The following is an 18249-nucleotide window of genomic DNA, read 5'->3' as shown; positions in this document are numbered from 1 at the left end:
GCCAGGCGCCGAACGGGACAGGCTGAGCGCACCGACGGCGGTGCCGGCAAGCTTCTGGAGCACCAGCCCAGTCCGGCGGATGTTGGCGAAGGCGAAGCGGCACCTCAGAAGCTTCCAAGACGCAATGGCTCGTTCAGCTCTCGAGTTTCCTCGAAAGTAGAGATCCTAGCTGCTGAGAGCGAATTCGGCGCGACCCCAAATCGGACGAGTTCCGGATGCCCGACATATAAAATTCAATGGCTTTGTCGACTTCCCCTGGCGCCATTTTCAGAACCGCCGCAAGAAATGCATTGAGATTGGCACTCTCACCGTTCTCGCCGTTTCGCTTCCTGGCCGAGACCGCACGCTGGAACAGGTCCAGAATATCTCGGATTTGCTCCACCTGAACCGGGTCGGCATTGCCGAGCTTATTCCGCAGGCCCCAAGAAACTTAGGGACCGAATTTTTGCTGGTCAGCCAGACGTAGCGCGATGCAGCGTCTACCAATGACACCGGCCTCCCATCACGTCGAGGAAGGCCGAAATTGTCATGGATCCGACACCGCTTAGGGACAGGCACAGCTACCTTGCTGAGGTGACGGATCTTGAGCGGGGCATTTACGAGCACCTCATCACCCGTGAGCTGGCCACCCGCCTTCAACGCGTCGATCCCGCACTCATCCAGCACCACAAGCTCGACCCAGCCGACGCCCCCGATGCCCTTGCCCGTCACATCGCCGCCCTGGCCCACCGCGCCCTGCACGCCGTCCCCAACGGCGATGACAAGCTCCACCGCCAGATCGAACTCGCCAACCGCATCGCCGACGCCATCGCCGCCGAGAGCCCGCAGGCGTCAACGCCACACGACCAGGTCACCGACGCCAGGCACCTCCTGCACGCCATCGCCGCCCCACCCACCCCGCCCGCGCAACCAGCCTTCCCACAGCGCCCCACCACCCCGCTCTCCACCGGCGCCCTGCTGGTCAACGGCCGCCACCAGCCCCGCATCGGCCACGAGGTCACCCACGAGATGGCGTCGGCGGAGCAGGTCGACCTGCTCTGCGCGTTCATCAAGTGGTACGGCCTGCGCATCGTCGAGCCGGCCATCCGCGAGCTGATCGCCCGGGGCGGCAAGCTGCGCGTCATCACCACGACCTACCTGGGCGCGACGGATCAGCGGGCCCTCGACCGGCTCGCCGAGCTGGGCGCCGAGATCAAGGTGTCCTACGAGACGAGGACCACCCGGCTGCACGCCAAGGCGTGGCTGTTCCGCCGCCACAACGGCATGAGCACCGCGTACGTCGGATCGTCGAACCTGTCGAAGACCGCGCTGATCGACGGCGTGGAGTGGAACGTGCGCGTCTCCAACGTCGAGCAGCCGCATGTCATCGACACGTTCACCGCCACGTTCGAGGACTACTGGAACGACCCGGCTTTCGAGGACTACGACGTCAGCAGGGACGCCGAGCGGCTGCGGAACGCCCTCGGCGGGGAGCGGCGCGAGGACTCGCCGACGCAGATCGCCAACCTGGACGTGCGGCCGTACCCGTACCAGGCGGAGATCCTCGCTGACCTGGACGCCGAGCGGCAGGTGCACGGCCGGCACCGGAACCTGGTGGTGATGGCGACCGGCACCGGCAAGACGGTCGTCGCGGCGCTGGACTTCCGGCGCCTGCACCGCAACGGCCAGGTCGACTCGCTGCTCTTCGTCGCCCACCAGGAGCAGATCCTCACCCAGAGCCTGGCGACGTTCCGGCAGGTGATGCTCGACGGCGGCTTCGGCGAAACCCTGGTCGGGGGCAGAACCCCGACCGGGTGGCGGCACGTCTTCGCCTCCATCCAGTCGCTGTCCCGGCGGGAGATCGACCCCGAGGCGTACGACATGGTGATCGTCGACGAGTTCCACCACGCGGAGGCACCGACGTACGCCGGTCTGTTGGAGCGGCTTCGGCCGCGCGTACTGCTGGGGCTGACGGCGACCCCCGACCGGGCCGACGGTCGCGACGTGCGGCGGTGGTTCGACGGCCGCGTGGCGGTGGAGCTGCACCTGTGGGAGGCGTTGGAGCGGCAGTTGCTCGCGCCGTTCCAGTATTTCGGGCTGCACGACGACGTGGACCTGTCACGGCTGCGCTGGAAGCGCGGGCAGGGGTACGACCTCGGCGAGCTTGACGGCCTCTACACCGGCAACGACGCGCGGGCGCGGCTGGTGCTGAAGGCGGTACGCGACACGGTCGACTCCCAGCGGATGCGGGCGCTGGGCTTCTGCGTGAGCATCGCCCACGCCCGCTTCATGGCGGAGTGGTTCACCCGGCACGGCGTGCCGTCGGCGGCGGTGACCTCCCAGGTCGACCGGCCCGTGCAGCATGACCTACTGCGGGAGTTCAAGGCCGGCAAGCTGCGGGTGCTCTTCACCGTGGCCTGTTCAACGAGGGCGTCGACCTGCCGATGGTCGACACGATCCTGATGCTGCGGCCCACCGAGAGCGCCACGATCTTCCTTCAGCAGCTCGGCCGCGGGCTGCGCCTGGACGACGACAAGCCCTGCCTGACGGTGCTCGACTTCATCGGCGGGCAGCACGCCAACTTCCGCTTCGACCTGCGCTGGCGCGCCCTGACCGGCGTCAGCCGACGGGAGATCAAAGAGGCCGTCGAGCAGGGCTTCCCGTCGCTGCCCAGCGGTTGCCACATCCAGCTCGACCCGATTGCCCGCCGGGTGGTGCTCGACAACCTGCGCACCGTCATGCCGACGTCGAAGAACGGCCTGCTGGCGGAGCTGCGGCACCTCGGGGATGTCACCCTCGCCACGTTCCTGCGGGAGACCGGCGTGGAAGTCGAGGACGTGTACCGGTCGGCGAGCTTCGGCGGGTGGACGGGGCTGCGCCGGCTCGCCGGGCTGGAAGCCCCGACGCCGGGGCCGGACGACCGGGAGTTGGGCCGGGCCATCGGGCGAATGCTGCACCTCGACGACCCGGACCGCCTGGACCTGCTGGCCCGGGTGGCGGCGGGCGGGCGGCCGGACGCCGGGCGGCTGTGGGACATGCTGCACTTCGACCTGTGGGGGCCGAACGCGCCGCTGGCCTCCCGCGACGAGCGGCTGGCGCGGCTCTGGGCGGAACCGGCCCGCTGCGCCGAGCTGCGGCAGGTGGCCGAGGTGCTGCGGGAACGCATTCACCGGGTCACGCCGCAGCCGCTGTCGGCGGCGGTGCCGCTGCGGGTGCACGCCCGCTACAGCCGCAACGAGGCGTGCGCCGCCTTCGGCATGTCGAACCCCGGTTCGCTGCGCGAGGGCGTGAAGTGGCTGCCCGACGCCCAGGCCGACCTCTTCTTCGTCACCCTGGTCAAGTCGGAGCAGCACTACTCCCCCACCACCATGTACGCCGACCGGGCCATCACCGACCGCCTGTTCCAGTGGGAGTCACAGAGCACCACGTCGTCGATCTCGGCGACCGGCCAGCGCTACATCCACCACGCCTCGCGCGGCTCGACCGTGCACCTGTTCGTGCGGGAGACCCGGGTCGCGGACCGGGACCTGGGCGCGCCGGCCTACCTCTACGCCGGCCCGATGACCTACCAGGAGCACACCGGCGACCGGCCCATGCGCATCATCTGGCGACTCGCGCACGCCCTCCCCGCCGACGTGTACGCCACCGCCCGAACCATCGCCGCCTAACGTGTCGCCTCCGATCGATAGCATCGCGCGATGCAACCGACCTATGTGACCTTCGCCGGGAAGCCGGCGACCGAGAACGCCGTCCTGCGCATCGACCGCGGCACCAGGGCCGGGGGGCATCTCGCGCTCGACGCCGACGGCTGCGTGGAGGTGACCTTCGACGTTCCGGCGGCGGACGCCGGCGGGGAGGCCACCCTGGGGATCGTGGCGCTCGTGTCCAGGTTGGGCGGTGCCCCCGGGTTAGCGCCACTCGACATCACCGTCAACGACCGGTGCCTGGTGCACGGCTGGCGCATCCCCGGCGGCGGCGACCTCTTCCAGCAGATGGACTTCGTCGTGCCCGCCGGCTGGCTGCGGCCGGGCGCCAACAGGCTCCGGCTCGCCACTGCCGTCGACGCCCGCAGCACGCTCCGGCTCAACCGGATCACCATCGACGCGGTGTTCGACCGGGGCCGGTCCGCGCGGGCCATGGACCAGCGCGAGGCCGAGGAACCGGTGCTCCGGTACTCGACCCGACTCCTGCCGGCCAAGGGCCGCCGGTGGCAGCCCGGCCCGGACATCACCGTGTACGTGGACCGGGGCGAGCAGAGCCTGCTGGCCGACCTCGCCTGGGCGGACGCCTCCGGCGCGGAGTACGCGGTCACCCTCACCTCCGAGCTGGACGGCTTCTACGGCTGGTGCCGACCGGCTGGCGGTGAGTCTCCGCGTGAGATCCGGGGCTCGCTGACCGGGCGGTGGCGCGCCGATCACCCCGACGCCGCCGTGGCGAGGCGCTCGTTCGAGACGGAGGAGGGGTGGGGCGGCGGCTGGCACCGCTCGAGCGAGATCACCTTCGCGGTCGGCGCCGACTCGTTGCCGCTGACCAGGGCCAGTTGGCGGGACAAGCGCGGCAACACCGGAACCGTCGCGTTCACCGGCCCCGGCGACGCCTTCGTCGGCACGTACCAGCGGGTGGGCGAGGGTGCCATCGGCTACCGTGGCCGCTCGCCCCAGGTGACCAAGGGCGAATAGCGCCACGTCTCCTCCCGAGCCGTCCGCCCCGGGCACATGTTCGTGGTCGCGCCTCGCCGGCACTGAAGATCACCTGACCTGCCCGGCTGACAGTGCCTTTCTCGGCGAGCACCCCCGGTGGACGGGGGTGGCCGTGAAAGTGCGTGGCGGGCCATGGGCCGTGCGACGCTTTCGAGCTGAGTCGTTTGTGACATCAGGGCCACCGGGGCCGTTGAATCGTCTACGACATCAGCTCGAAAGCGTGGCCCCAGAGCACCCGCAGGGCGATGGCGGCGGTCCGGGGTGCGGGTCCCTCCATCGGCCACCAGGGGGCGGTCCTCCGCCTGCACTCCGCCTGCACTCCGCCCGCGCACGTCGGGTGCGCCCGCTGCTACCGGGCCGGAATCCCGGAAACGGTCGCGGCCTGGGCGAGCGCCCGCTCAAGGTAGGTGTCGACGTCCGTCGCGTGGTAGACCCGCTCGCTGGCCTCGATGCCGTCGAGGATCATCGCGTACACCGCGGCCAGCCGCAGCGACGCGACCGGCCGCAGCAGCGCCACGGCCCGTTCCGGGTCGCACCCGGGCGCCTCGGCCCGCCACCGCGCGCCCCACTCGGCGAGCACCGGGGCGACGGCGGCATCAGGGAGCCCTTCGACCAGCCGCAGCACGTCGAACGCCGGGTGCCCCACGAACGCGTCCCCCCAGTCGATCACCACGTGCCGGCCGGCGTCGGCGCGCACGTTGCCGGGGTGCAGGTCGCCATGCACGATCGTGTCCGGCAGCCCGCACCCGCGCACCTCGTCGAGCCGCGCCGCCAGGCCCGCCAGTAGCGGCTCCACCGGGGCGGTGTCGTAGCCGGCCAGCCGGGCGCGCATCCAGCCCGGCAGGGCGTCAGCGCGCAGGTCGGGCACGCCGGCCGCGACCAGTTCCGCCACGTCCGCGACGGAGCGCACCTGCACCGGGTGGTAGTCGGCAGCCATCGCCAGCCGCTCCTCGACGGGCGCGCCGTAGCGGTCCTCCCCTGGCACGTGGTCGATCAGCATCCGGCCGTCGCCGTCCTCGGCGAGCAGCGTCGGCGTCCCTTCCGGCGCGGCCCGGCCGAGCCAGCGCAGCACGGCGGCCTCGTGCCGGAAGAACGCCGGTACCTGCTTCAGCCAGGCCGTGCCGCCCGGACCGTCGAGCCGCCAGATCGCCGACAGGTTCCAGGTGCGCTGCTGGGTGACGGTCCGCGCCGGGCGGTCGAGCCGCCGCAGTTCCCCGGTCGCCCAGGTGAGGCTGCGCGCCGGCCCACCGGGTTCTGCGTAGGGGGCGCGCAGCGGGTCCGCCGACAGGTCGACCCGCGCCGGGAGGAGCGGCGTGCTGGGCGGCTCGTCGACCTGCCCGAGGTACGTGACCGCGCCGCCCATCGGCTGCGGAGCGTCGCCGGTCAGCAGGCGGAGCACGGTCACCTCGACGCCGTACCGCCGGCGGGCCTCGGCCACGATCGGGGCGACCTCCTGCCACCAGGGCGACGGCAGGTCGAACGGCGGCAGCGCGCCCAGCGGCGTGCCGGCGGCATCGACGAGGGCGAGGGTCACGGCACGGGACACGCCGGTACGCTACCGCCGCCCTGCCGGCCCCGGCGAGGGGTTATCCGCCGCCCGGCAGGCCGCACCGGCGGGGCGATCGCCGACCGCCGGCGCGGCCGTCAGGACCGACGGCTGCGGGCCAGGGTGCCGACCACCACAAGGGACCCGACAGCCGCGCCCACCACCACCACGGCCATCGGGACGGCACTGCCCTCGCCGCCCAGCCCGACCAGCGGCGCGGCCATCGCGCCCACAAGCGACTGGACGGTGCCGAGCAGGGCGGCGGCCGTGCCGGCGTGGGCGGGGTGCCGGTCCAGGGCGAGCGCGGTGCCGTTGGGCATCACCATGCCGAGCGAGCCGACGAAGACGAACAGCGCCACGGCCACCAGCGGCAGGCTGCCGAGCAGCGCGCCCGCGAGCACGACGGCGGCGGCCAGCACCCCGATGCCCAGCGGCCACAGCAGCAGTCGGCGGGGCTCGAAGCGGTCCAGCAGGCGGGCGTTGAGCTGGCCGGCGGCGACCAGGGCGAGCGCGTTGACGCCGAAGATGAGGCTGAACGTGCCGGCAGAGACGTCGAAGACGTCCTGGAAGACGAAGGACGATCCGGAGATGTAGGCGAACAGGGCGGCGAAGGCGAGGCCCTGCGCCAGCGCGTACCCGAGGAAGATCCGGTCGGTGAGGAGCGAGCGGCCGGCGGCGGCCGTGGCGGCGAGGCCGCCGGTGCTGCGCCGTGCGGCGGGCAGCGTCTCCGGCAGCCGCCACGCGGCGGCGGCGGCGAGCAGCGCGCCGATCACCGCGAGGGCGACGAAGACGGTACGCCAGTCGCCGAAGCGCAGCACGAGGCTGCCGAAGGCGGGCGCGGCCATCGGGGCGATGCCGAAGACGAGGGTGAGCCGGGAGAAGTACTTCGCGGCCTCGCGGCCCGAGTAGAGGTCACGCACGACGGCGCGGGCGACGACCACCCCCATGCCGCCGGCGAAGCCCTGCGCGAGCCGCGCGGCGGCCAGGGTCTCCGCCGACGGCACGGCCGCGCAGAGCAACGACAGCAGGGTGTACGCGCACACGCCCACCAGCACGGGCCGTCGCCGGCCGAACCGGTCGCTGAGTGGGCCGGTGACGAACTGACCGAGGGCCATGCCGATCAGGCAGGTGGTGAGCGAGAGCTGGATCTGCGCCTGGCTGGCGGAGAGGTCGCGGGTCATCTCCGGGAACGCCGGCAGGTAGGTGTCCAGGGAGAGCGGCCCGAACGCGGTGAGCGTGCCGAGCAGCGCCAGCAGCACGAGAGCGGCCCGCCCCGTGGGCGCGGCGACGCGGTCGTCCGGTCGGACGGGCGGCGCGGTGGCGTGCGGCATGGCGGTCCCCTCGATGGCGGCTGAGCCCGCATACGATAGCTCTGACAACAGAGCTGTTGAAGTGTGAAGGGCATGGTTGTGACGGACGAGACGGTCGAGCAGCTCAGCGGCGCGCTCGGCGACCTGCACCGGGTGCTGCGCCGCGCCGCCAGCCAGCGGGCCGCCCGCACCGCCCTGCCCGACGCCCAGGTGGAGGTGCTGCGGCTCGTGCGGCGGTGGCCCGGCATCGGCGTACGCGAGGCAGCCGAACGGCTCGGCACCGCACCCAACACGGTCAGCACCCTCGTCGGCGAGCTGACCGCCGCCGGGCTGCTGCACCGGGAACGGGACCAGGCCGACCGGCGCACCGTCCGGCTGGAGCTGACCGACGCGGCGCGGGAGCGGATGGCCGCGTACGGGCGGCACCGGCGCGACCTGCTCGCCGCCGCCCTGGCCGAACTGGACGACCCCGACCGCGCGGCGCTGCTCGCCGCCGCCCCGGCGCTGCGCCGCCTCACCGACCGGATGACGGGGCAGCCCTGAGTACGGCGACGCTGCAACGGATCGGCTCTGGAGGCCGCCCCACGTCTGGGAGACCGCCTGGCGACGCCCGCATCGCCCAGCTCGGGCAGCGCCGGGTCAGGCGACCGCGCGACGGGGGTACGCGTCGGCCTCCCGCGCCCACTGCCGGGCCGCCGCGGCGAGGGCGTCGGCGGAGACGGCGAGCGTCAGCGGGTAGACCGCGTTCAGCGGTCGGCGCGGCAGCCACGGAGGCAGCGACCCGGACGAGAACTCGACTGTCAACGCCAGCCGGCGCCGGCGCAGCAGCCGGGCGCGGAAGGCCAGGTTGGGTTCGGTGAAGCGCACCACCGCCTCGGGTTCCGCCGGGCCGGCCGTCCCGGCCCACCCGCGCAGCCAGCCGGCCAGCGCGTACGCCTCGACCACCGTCAGGCAGGGGTCGAGATGCGACCAGGCCTGCCCGTCGGCGGTACGGGCGTCGGTCTCGACGAGCAGCCAGTCGTCCCACTCCGCCGCGTCGTCCGGGTCGTCGGGCGGCCCGACCCCGGGCTGGTAGCCCACCGGGCGGATCCTCACCCGGGCACCGTCGTCGGAGCGGATCTCCATGCCCTCATCATGGCCGTACTGTGCGCGCGGGCGGGCGGAAAATCCCGCAGCCCGGGGGCGACCCCGGTCAGCGCACCGGGTCGTGGGTGCCGCGCGGCACGTCCGGTCGGCAGCGGCGCAGCCGGTCGGCGGCCAGCCGTCCGCCGACGGCCAGCCCGTGCCGCTCCACGGCGGCCAGCCCGTACGCGCTGCACGTCGGGGTGTAGCGGCACTGCCCGGGCCAGCGGTGCGACAGCCAGCGCCGGTAGCCGAGGATCGCGGCCCGCCCGGCCCGGTCCACCAGCGGAGCCCGCCCGGCGGCGGCACTCAGCGGCGTCGACGCCCGGCTGGTGCGGCGGTGGCTGCGACCGCCGGTGCGACCGGGCGCCACGAGCCGGGCGAGCAGCGCGCCGAGAGTGAGCAGCGCCGAAAAGAGCCCCAGGTCGCAGCAGGGCACGTCGCAGTTGCACGCGTCGCAGTTGTCGAAGCGGCTCTTCTTCTTGCGACGGCGGTCGCCCCTCAGATTGATCACGGGAGACATCATGCGACAGCCGCGCCACCCCCGACGGCCCGGGAAGCGGTGGTGCCTGGCGTGCGGCACGGACCAGGCCCGTGGCCGCCGCGAGCCCGCCGCCGGCGGGTCAGCCCCAGACGGTGCGGCGCACCCCGTCGTGCGCCGCGCAGGCGTCCCGCCGCCCGCCGGTCAGGCTCACGGAGCCGTCGCGGCACTGCACCAGGTGGCCCCGGCCGGCCCAGAACCCGGGCGCGCAGTCGAACCAGTCGCAGACCTCCGCGACCGGCCTGCGGATGCGTTCCCCGCCGCAGAAGTCGTACCCCAGGGGGTTCGCGGGCGCGCCGCAGAGCCCCCCGCCGGTGGGCGTCGGCGCGGCCGGGCGGGGCTTCGACGCGATCGGCTCCGCCCGCGCCGGCCCGGCCGGGAGGGCGGCCGGCGCGGGACCCGGCGCACCGGGGGCGGGGGTGGCGGCGACGGCGACCTCGGAACCGGTGCGGTCGGTCGGATCGGTGTCCAGCAGCGCGGCGGGCACCAGCAGGGCGATGCCGGCGGCGACGGCCACGGTGCGCCGGCCGCCGGGCACGGACGCGAAGCGCCGGGCCTGGGCCGGGGTGACGATCTGCGGCCGGAACGGCTTGAGCTGCGCGTGTTCGGCGATCGCCTCGTCGAGCTGGTCGAGCACCGCGTCGCGCTGCTCGATGGCGTCGGCGAAGGCGAGGGTCAGCTTGAACCGGAAGTCGGCGGCGACGTCGGCGGGAAGCATCAGCCCGCAGGTGCCCCGCCGGTCCAGCACCTGCATCAGGGTGACCGGCGCGTGCGGGTCGTGGGCCAGGCCGGTCATCCTCCCGTACGACCAGTCGCGCCGGCCGCCGCCGCCGAGCAGCACCAACCGGCGGTTGGTGATCACGGCGACGCCGGCGTCGGCGACCCGGACGCCGTCGGGCCGGCGGGGCCGCAGCGGCGCGGCCGTCAGGGTCACCGTCAGGTCGGGCGCCGGGAGCACGGCGGTGTGCCGGACCTGCACCAGTTGCGCGGCCGGCAACACCCAGAACGCCACCTCGCCGGGGGCGAGTTCCAGGGGCAGGCCGGCGCCCGCCGCCGCCGAGCCGTGGAACATCTCGGCGAGGGTACGCAGGCGGCGCAGTTCGTCGTCGCGCCGCCGCCATGCCTGTTCGGCGCCGCGGAACTCCCGCCGCTGCCGTTCGTTCTGCCGGTGCACCCACCGGTACCGCCACGTGGAACCCGTCGAATCAGTCCTTGCCACGCCGACTCCTCCGCCGCGCAGGCCACCAACCGGGGTGTCACCGGGGTCAACTGCGGCGGCGCGTGGTGGGACACGTCGGAGCGGGCAAATAGCCGATCGACGGACCAATTCGGACTAAAAGTGGATTTCATCCGGGTCGGTCAGCGTCCCCGGGGCCCTCCCCCACCCGGTAGGTGCGCAGGTTGGGGTCGGCCTCGATCTGCGCCTCCGTGTACTTGATCGTGTCCCAGCCCTTGCCGGAGTAGAGCCGGGTCTGGTCGCCGTACCAGGGCGAGTTCGGGTTGGCCGACTGCGAATAGGTGAGGATCTGCCGCCCCGACGGACCCGTGCGACCCAACTCCACCGCCATCACGAAGGACGAGCCGTGCACGACCTTCCGATAGCCGTCGCCGGGCGTCAACGGGTTGACGATCATGTTGAACACGCCGGCCTCGGCCCGCCCGCCGTGGATCGGGACACGCCGGTCACCGCGCGGCTCGGTCTGGACGTCACCCAGCCGCGCGTCGAGCGGGATGCCGGCGAGCCCGCGCACCGCGTCGGCGAGCGCGGTGAGCACGCGCGGGTCGGCGGTGTCCAGCCGACTCGGGGTGCGCACCGGATCGGCCGCGTCGAACGCGTCGGCGAACCGGATCCCGCCGGCCAGGACGAACTCGGTGAACAGGTGCGCGCCCCGGCTGCCCACGTCGACGCGCAGGTCCCAACCCCGCAGCGCCCGGCAGGCGGGGCGCAGGTCGACGGTGGACCCGTCCGAGGCCGTCGCGGTGGGATTCGCCACGCAGAGCGCGACCAGGTCGTCGCGGAACAGCTCGCCACCGTACGCGCGGTTGCCGAAGACCGTCTGCCACAACCGGGACGCGGTGTAGCCCCGCCCGGGCAGCCCGTCGGTGCCGGCGAGCCGCTGCCGCACCTGCTCCACGCCCAGGCGCGTACGCAGGCTGCGCTCGGTGCGCTCCGGGCCGATGATGCGCGGGTAGCCCTCGAGCGGGGCCTGCGGGTTGGCCAGCCAGTGGCTGTCGTTGGAATTGGTCACGTAGTCCGCCCGGAACCGGATCGGCAGGTTGGCCGGGCCGAGGATGCCGGGCACCACCGCGTCCGGGTCCCGCCCCAGCGCGCAGGCCGACCGGGAACCGTCGAGAACCGCCTGCCCACTGGCCGCGTAGAGCGGCCGGAACGGCGCGGGAATGCAGGCGGCGGCCAGTTCGTCGGTCACCCGGGGCACCACCGAGTGGTCGGCGTAGAGCGCCTCACCGCGCGAGTCGGCGGCGATCACGTTCACCCACGGCAGGAACTGGTGCCGGTCGAGCACCCGCTTCAGCTCGCGGACCGTCTTCGCCCGGCCCATCTCGAGCCAGCCGTCGAAGGCGCGGTTGTTGCCCGCGTTGACGTCGGTGATCGCGTACGCGGCGGTGTCGCTCCAGTCGAAGGTGCCGGGGACGACGACCACCGGGCCGAAGTGGGTGTCGTGGAAGGTGCGGCTGACCGGCACGGTGCCGCCGCCCGGGGCGGGCACCCGCACGCTCACCGTGCGGGTGGTCATCTTCCGTGCCCGGCCGTCCAGGTAGTAGGAGGTGGGGTCGCCGGGAACCAGCGCGAGGCGGTGCCAGACGAAGCGGCGGGCCGTCGACACGGTGTGGCTCCAGGCCACCTTGCCGTTGTGCCCGATCTCGATGATCGGGTCGCCGATCAGCGCCGCGCCCTCCACGTCGTAGCGGCCGGGGACCTTCAGGTGCATCCGGTAGAAGCGGTCCTCCCCCTCCCACGGGAAGTGCGGGTTGGCCAGCACCATCCCGCCGCCGTGCGTGGTGGCCCGCGCACCCAGCCCGTACGCGTTGCTGCCGACGCCCGCGGGCGCGCCGTCGCTCGCGGCGACGACCGCCGCGGCGCCGGGCGCGTCCAGCACGGCCGCCGGGCCGGTGGCCGTGGGCGGGGCGGCGGCGACGATCCCGTCGAGCACCGCCCTCGATCCGGCCCGCACCATGCTGTCCCAGCTCATCCGCCACATGTCCAGCTCGGTCAGCGGGCGCACCCACGGCTTGCCCCGGCAGGCCGGGTCGGTGAGGTTCGCGGCGCCGGTGCGGCGCAGGTAGTGGTTGTAGCCGGCCACGAAGCCACGGATCTGGTCGCGTACCTCGTTCGAGGGGGAGCGCACACCGTCGCGGGGCCCGCGCAGCAGCCGCTGGGCGGTGCCGTCGTCGATGGCCTTGCGGAAGAACAGGTCGCTGCGCACGTTCGGGTCCGTCGGGCCCGCCGCCCCGAAGTGCCGGGACCGTTCCGCGTTGACCGTGACGGCCCGCTCCGCGATGACGCAGATGTTGTCCTCGGCCTGGACGTGGCCGACGCCGAAGCCGAGGCTGGCGAAGGAACGCGCGGTGATGTGCGGAACGCCGTACGACGCCCGGCGGATCTCCGCCGAGTAGCCGCCGTCGCGGTGCCGCGCGGTAGCCGACGGTACGCCGACGGCCAGTGTGGAGACGGCGGTGGCGAGGGCGGTGAGCAACGCGCAGACCGGCTTCGGCCTCATCGTGACTTCCTCCCGGTCGGGGGACCTGTGGGACGTTCACATCGACGGCCATTCTCGCCGTCGCGGGCTCGCGGAGGAAGACCCGAGCGGGAAACGGGTTGTTCCCCCTACGGGCCGCCCGGACGCTGGGTAACGTCGGCGGCACCCGAGGCCAGCGAGGGGGTGGACCGGTGGGCGATCCGCTGCGCCCGGTGGTGATCGGCGTCGACATCGGCACCACCAGTACCAAGGCCGTCGCGTACGACGTGGACGGTGCCCAGCTCGCCCACCACGCGGTCGGCTACCCGCTGGACGAGCCCCACCCCGGCTACGCCGAACAGGACGCCCGGCACATCCACGCGGCGGTGCTGGAGTCGGTCCGCACCGTCGTCGCGGAGCTGAACCGGCCGGTGGCCGGCCTCTCCTTCGCCTCGGCGATGCACAGCCTGATCGGGTTGGACTCCGACGGCACGCCGCTCACCCCGTCGCTGACCTGGGCGGATTCGCGGGCCAGCCGGCAGGCGGAACGGCTGCGGGCCGTCCCGTCCGGGCTCGCGCTGCACCGCCGCACCGGCACCCCGGTGCACCCGATGGCGCCGCTGGCCAAGCTGCTCTGGTACGCCGAGCAGGAGCCGGTGCTGTTCGGGCGGGTCGCGTACTGGGTGGGCATCAAGGACTGGGTGCTGCTGCGGTTGTGCGACGCGCTGGTGATCGACCACTCGGTCGCCTCCGCCACGGGGCTGATGGATCTCGCCCAGCTCTCCTGGGACGCCGAGGCCCTCGGCCTCGCCGGGATCACCGCCGAGCAGTTGCCGCAGTTGGTGCCGACCACCACCGTGCTGCCCGGCCTCACCGCCGAGGCCGCCACGGCGACGGGGTTGCCCCAGGAGACGAGGGTGGTCGTCGGCGCCGGGGACGGCCCGCTGGCCAACCTGGGGCTCGGCGCGGTCGCCCCCGGCGTGATGGCCTGCTCCGTCGGCACCAGCGGCGCGATGCGGGTGGTGGTGGAACGTCCCGGCGTCGACCCGCTCGGCGGGGTGTTCTGCTACGCGCTGACCGAGCACCGCTGGGTGGTCGGCGGGGCGATCAACAACGGCGGCATCGTGCTGGACTGGGCCGGCGAGGCGCTCGCCCCGGAGCTGGGCGAGGACGCGGAGGAGGAGTTGCTGGCGCTGGCCGCCCGGGCGCCGGTCGGATCGGGCGGTCTGATCATGCTGCCGTACCTGCTCAGCGAGCGCGCCCCGCACTGGAGCGCGCTGCCGCGCGGCGCGTACGTGGGGCTGACCCACCAGCACCGCCGCGCGCACCTGGTGCGGGCCGCCATGGAGGGCGTCTGCCAGCAGTTGGCGCTGGTGCTGGCCTCGGTGCGGGCCGCCGGCAACGAGGTCCGGGAGATCCGCGCCGGCGGCGGCTTCTCCCGCAGCCCGCTGTGGCGGCAGATGCTCGCCGACGTGCTGGGCACGCCGGTGCGCTTCCCCGCCGGGCACGAGGGTTCCGCTTTCGGCGCGGCGCTGCTCGGCATGCAGGCGTTGGGGCTGGTGCCCTCCGTCGACGTCGCCGCCGACCTGGTGCGTATCGCGCAGACGGCCCGCCCCGACCCGGCCGCCGCCGCCACGTACGCCGCCCTGCTGCCGCTCTTCGCCGGGCTGTACGACGCGCTGGTCCCCACGTTCGCCGCCCTGCGCCGCCTCGCCCCGGCCCTGCCGCCCGGATGACCCCCGCCATCCGGGCGGTCGACGCGGCGCGGGACGGGCGGCGGGCGCTCAGGCGCGGGTGATCGCGTTGGCGTGGATGGCCTCGCTCAGGTACGCGGCCAGCCCCGGCCTGATCTTCTCGTAGTACGCGGTGAACCGCTCGTCCGCCACGTACATGTCGGCGAGCCCGGTGTGGATCTCATACGTGCACTCGTAGAACCAGCGGCTGATCAGTTGCCGGTGTTCCTCGGCCAGGTCCATGGCCGCCGGGCTGTCCGCCGGCACGCCGGAGGACATCACCTCGGCGAGCCGCCGCCCCCAGTCCTCGTTCTCCGTCCTGTTCCGCAGCCAGTCGTCCCTGCCGTAGCGCGACGTGCGCCGGTTCGACTCCCGGTATGCCTCGCTGCCGCCCCAGCGCTGCTCGGCCTCGTCGGCGTGCGCGTCCGGATCGAAGTCGCCGAAGACCTCGAACCGCTCCCGTGGCGTGAGTGGAATGTTCAACTTGCTCGCCTCCATTGCGAACTCGATAGCCGTGACCATCTCCTGGAGCCTCCTGACACGGACCGTCAGCAGTTCGTGCTGGCGGCGCAGGTGCGCCACCGGGTCACTCGCCGGGTCGTCGAGGATCGCGGCGATCTCCTCGAGCGGGAACCCCAACTCCCGGTAGTAGCGGATGTATTGCAGCCGCTCCAGGTCCGTGTCGTCGTAGCGCCGGTAGCCGGCGCTGCTGCGACCACCGGGCGAGAGCAGGCCGATCTCGTCGTAGTGATGCAGCGTCCGCACTGTCACTCCGGCCGCCTTCGCCACCTGCCCCACCGTGTAGGCCATGGTCCCTCCCTGTCGAAGACCAGGCTGCCCCCTGCCGTTACGTGAGGGTCAAGCCCGGTCCGGCCGCTCCGGTACGGCCTCCACCACGGTCCACCCGCCGGCCTTCACTCGGAGTAACTCCGCTCGACCGTCACGTAGCGTCACTTGGCGCGGGGCGTCTCACGTCCGCCCGCCTCCCTTTGCTCTGCATCCCCCACCGCACCACCGCTCTGGCCTGCCATTGTCCGCCGCGGAGGCCCATCGTCACACTTACGCAGCGTGCCTGGTGCGTCGATGGATGCAGAGCAAAGGGGGAAACGGATCAGTTCCGGCAGCGAAGGAACATCACCCGGCGTAGCAAGGAAGGGCCGCCACGCGTGGCGGCCGAGACGGTGTCGGTTCGGCACCGGCGTTCCGCGTGGACAGGCGACCGGCACCCACCAAAGCCGTGTGGGCCGCCCGACCGGGCGGCCCACACGGGCACTGCTCAGATCGCCGCTCTCACCAGCGGCGGATGCTGTCCGGCCACGAGTCGTACGGCACGGCCGACAGGATCGGGTCCCACCCGGTGCTGGTGCCGGCCGTCGGCACGTAGGCACTCACGTCGGTGCCGCTGCCGTTGAACGGGCTCAGGTCCAGATAGCCGGTGAGCCCACCGGCGGCGTCCAGCCGGTAGTAGTGGCCTCCGCCCGGGGTGACGAGCGACTTCATGTCGCTCCAGCCGGTGGCCGCCAGGTCCGTCCGGTGCCACACGTTGTCGGCGTCGACGTCGTACGCCACCAACTTGCTGCCGGCGGTGGCGATCAGTCGGTTCCTGCCGGTGGCGCCCAGCGTCGGCAGGCTGAATCCGGTGGCCGGGTCGCCGTTGCCGTCGTAGACCGGCCAGGCGGGGAAGTCGCCGTTGCCCGGCTTGGCCTTGGTCAGCCTGTAGCGGCGCAGGAAGCCGGCGGCCGTGCCGTAGAGGCCGCCGTTGCCGTCGTAGACCAGCCGCTCGTGGGTCCACCCGCTGGTGGCGATCGGCGCGGACACGGTGAAGGCCAACGGCTCGTGGCTGGTGATGTCCACCCGGTAGAGGTGCGCGTTGGTGCCGGTCATCACGATGGTGTCCGAGTTGAGGGTGGCCATCGCCCTCGGGGTGAAGCCGAGCGTCTGCGTCGAGACGGTGCTGACCGTCTTCGTCCCCGTCACCGGATCGAGCGCCGTGTAGGACAGGCGGCCGTCGGCCCTGGTGCCGAAGACCGGGACGAGCCCGGCCCAGGGGCGGGCGGAGAGCAGCGTCTGGCTCCAGCCGGACGTGCTGACCGGGTCGGCGGGGAAGCTCTGGATGTCGGTGCCGCTGCCGTCGACGGGGTTGGCGTCGCGATAGCGGTCCAGCCTGCCGGTGGAACTGCGGGCGTAGTAGTGCCCACCGCCGGGCGAGACGAGGTGCGTCGGACCGGCCCAGCCCGTGGCGGCCAGGGTGCTGACCGCCCACCCACCCGGGCCGTCGCCGTAGATGCGGTAGGAGAGCAGCCGGCCGTCGGGGTGCGTGCCGAGGATGCGCCCGGGAGCCGGCGAGGTGATCGTCTTCTGGCCGAAGCCCGTGGAGACCGCAACCAACCCGGTGAGGTCGCTGATGCCCGGCTTGGCGCGGGTGATCGTGCGCCGGTAGAGCTGGTTGGTGACCCCGTTGATGTAGTAGAGCGAGCCGTAACCGTCGTAGGTAAGCCGGTCGTACGCCGACCAACCGGTGCCGAGGTTCGCCTTGGTGAAGGTCAGCGGGTCGTGCCCGGTGACGTCCACCCGGTACAGGGTGCCGCCGGTGTCGGTGATCAGGATCGTGTTCTCGTTAAGCGTCGCCATCGCCTTGGGCGTGAAGCCGAGGGTCGCGGTCGACTGCCGGTTGGCCCGCAGGTCGCCCGTGGCGGAGTCGATGGCGCTGTAGGTGAGCTGCCCACCGGCGAGGACGCCGAAGATCTGCACGTCGGCGAGCTGCTCGCGGACCCAGGCGCCGAGGTCGTCGACGCGGGTGGCGGTGGCGCCCTCGCGGGTCTCGCTCTCGCCCAGGCAGCCCTTCTGCCAGGACGTGCCGGCGATCGCCACCAGCTCGACGGCGCCCGCGCCGACGCGGAACGCGGGGGCGCCGGCGTCGCCCTTGCAGAGGGTGGCGCCGGCCGATGCCCCGGCCAACCCGACGGACCCGGCGGTCACGTCCTGGACGGTGAAGGAGCCCTGGTGCAACCTGTTCGGCACCCACTCCGTGGCCGTGCGGCCGTAGCCGGTGACCAGCAGGGTCTCGGTCGCCGCCGGCGCGGCGGCGGCGAGCGCGACCGTGGGCACGCCGGTCGCCGGGGCGGAGAGCCGCGCCAGGGCCAGGTTGCGGTCCGGGTGGGGCACGATGTGGGTGACGCGGCGCTGAACGCCGGCCGCGGTCGTGAGATCGGTGCGGCCGACGAGCGCGGTGGTCGTCTCGGCGGGCGCGCCGGTGGCTGCGGCGGCGGCGCCGTCGGCGAAGCAGGACTTCGCCGTCACCACCCAGTTCGGGTCGATGAGCGCGCCGGAACAGGCGCGGACGTCACCGAAGGTGATTTTCGCGTTGAAGAGGTATGTGCCGTCCGGGACCGGCTCGGCGGCGGCGAGCGCCGAAGCGGAGCCGCCGCCCAGCAGCCCGGCCGCGAGAGTGGCGCCCAGCAGGGCGGCGCCCCACCGGCGTGCGCGACGAATTGACAATGCTGCCCCCGTGTCTCGTGGTGTCGCCAGGGCCGGATCAAGGGCCCTGGTGACGAATGCTATCGACCCGGGTGCATGGATAGCGGTCCCCGATCGCAAAGCTTCCACGGCGGGACAACCAC

At 73.1% G+C, this 18249-nt stretch carries 11 protein-coding genes and 1 pseudogene; 4 read left to right on the top strand and 8 right to left on the bottom strand.

The window, feature by feature from the left end:
• Positions 1–528 precede the first annotated feature (528 nt).
• Positions 529–3647, top strand: a pseudogene (locus tag ACQ452_RS05330) (DUF3427 domain-containing protein).
• A gap of 30 nt (positions 3648–3677) precedes the next feature.
• Positions 3678–4658, top strand: a complete 981-nt coding sequence (locus tag ACQ452_RS05325) for a hypothetical protein (RefSeq protein ID WP_433390410.1) — start codon at positions 3678–3680, stop codon at positions 4656–4658.
• Between the two features lie 370 nt (positions 4659–5028).
• On the opposite strand, the gene ACQ452_RS05320 is transcribed toward ACQ452_RS05325, so the two are convergent.
• Together ACQ452_RS05320 and ACQ452_RS05315 are read right to left on the bottom strand one after the other, a co-directional pair.
• The gene (locus ACQ452_RS05320; RefSeq protein WP_433390407.1) at positions 5029–6225 is read right to left on the bottom strand and encodes an aminoglycoside phosphotransferase family protein; all 1197 of its coding nucleotides are present in this window, start codon (positions 6223–6225) and stop codon (positions 5029–5031) included.
• A gap of 98 nt (positions 6226–6323) precedes the next feature.
• The gene (locus ACQ452_RS05315; RefSeq protein WP_433390404.1) at positions 6324–7556 is read right to left on the bottom strand and encodes a multidrug effflux MFS transporter; all 1233 of its coding nucleotides are present in this window, start codon (positions 7554–7556) and stop codon (positions 6324–6326) included.
• A 72-nt stretch (positions 7557–7628) separates the two neighbouring features.
• On the opposite strand from ACQ452_RS05315, the gene ACQ452_RS05310 reads away from it, so the two are divergent.
• Positions 7629–8078, top strand: a complete 450-nt coding sequence (locus ACQ452_RS05310) for a MarR family winged helix-turn-helix transcriptional regulator (RefSeq protein ID WP_433390402.1) — start codon at positions 7629–7631, stop codon at positions 8076–8078.
• 96 nt (positions 8079–8174) lie between these two features.
• On the opposite strand, the gene ACQ452_RS05305 is transcribed toward ACQ452_RS05310, so the two are convergent.
• The 4 genes from ACQ452_RS05305 to ACQ452_RS05290 all read right to left on the bottom strand — a co-directional run bounded on the left by ACQ452_RS05305 (position 8175) and on the right by ACQ452_RS05290 (position 12938).
• A complete protein-coding gene (locus tag ACQ452_RS05305) occupies positions 8175–8660 on the bottom strand; it encodes a WapI family immunity protein (RefSeq protein WP_433390399.1) in 486 nt (161 codons plus the stop codon).
• A 67-nt stretch (positions 8661–8727) separates the two neighbouring features.
• Positions 8728–9180, bottom strand: coding sequence for a membrane protein insertion efficiency factor YidD (yidD, locus tag ACQ452_RS05300; protein ID WP_433393992.1), 453 nt, complete (start codon positions 9178–9180; stop codon positions 8728–8730).
• 100 nt (positions 9181–9280) lie between these two features.
• On the bottom strand, positions 9281–10417 hold the full coding sequence (locus tag ACQ452_RS05295) for a hypothetical protein (RefSeq protein ID WP_433390396.1): 1137 nt from the start codon (positions 10415–10417) through the stop codon (positions 9281–9283).
• A gap of 127 nt (positions 10418–10544) precedes the next feature.
• Positions 10545–12938 (bottom strand): acylase, encoded by a 2394-nt coding sequence (locus ACQ452_RS05290; RefSeq protein ID WP_433390394.1) that lies wholly within the window; start codon positions 12936–12938, stop codon positions 10545–10547.
• Between the two features lie 170 nt (positions 12939–13108).
• On the opposite strand from ACQ452_RS05290, the gene ACQ452_RS05285 reads away from it, so the two are divergent.
• Positions 13109–14632 (top strand): gluconokinase, encoded by a 1524-nt coding sequence (locus ACQ452_RS05285; RefSeq protein ID WP_433390392.1) that lies wholly within the window; start codon positions 13109–13111, stop codon positions 14630–14632.
• Between the two features lie 48 nt (positions 14633–14680).
• Here ACQ452_RS05285 and ACQ452_RS05280 read toward each other — a convergent pair whose 3' ends face one another.
• Both ACQ452_RS05280 and ACQ452_RS05275 read right to left on the bottom strand, forming a co-directional pair.
• Positions 14681–15439: a MerR family transcriptional regulator gene (locus ACQ452_RS05280; protein WP_433390390.1), complete on the bottom strand. Its 759-nt coding sequence runs from the start codon at positions 15437–15439 to the stop codon at positions 14681–14683.
• A 480-nt stretch (positions 15440–15919) separates the two neighbouring features.
• A complete protein-coding gene (locus ACQ452_RS05275) occupies positions 15920–18127 on the bottom strand; it encodes a trypsin-like serine protease (RefSeq protein ID WP_433390387.1) in 2208 nt (735 codons plus the stop codon).
• Between the last annotated feature and the right edge of the window lie 122 nt (positions 18128–18249).

Origin of the sequence: Micromonospora sp. KLBMP9576 (assembly GCF_050941805.1) — a bacterium.
Taxonomy (GTDB): Bacteria; Actinomycetota; Actinomycetes; order Mycobacteriales; family Micromonosporaceae; genus Micromonospora.
The sequence above is the reverse complement of the archived record's forward strand: the minus strand, read 5'-3'. Positions and strand labels throughout refer to the sequence as shown.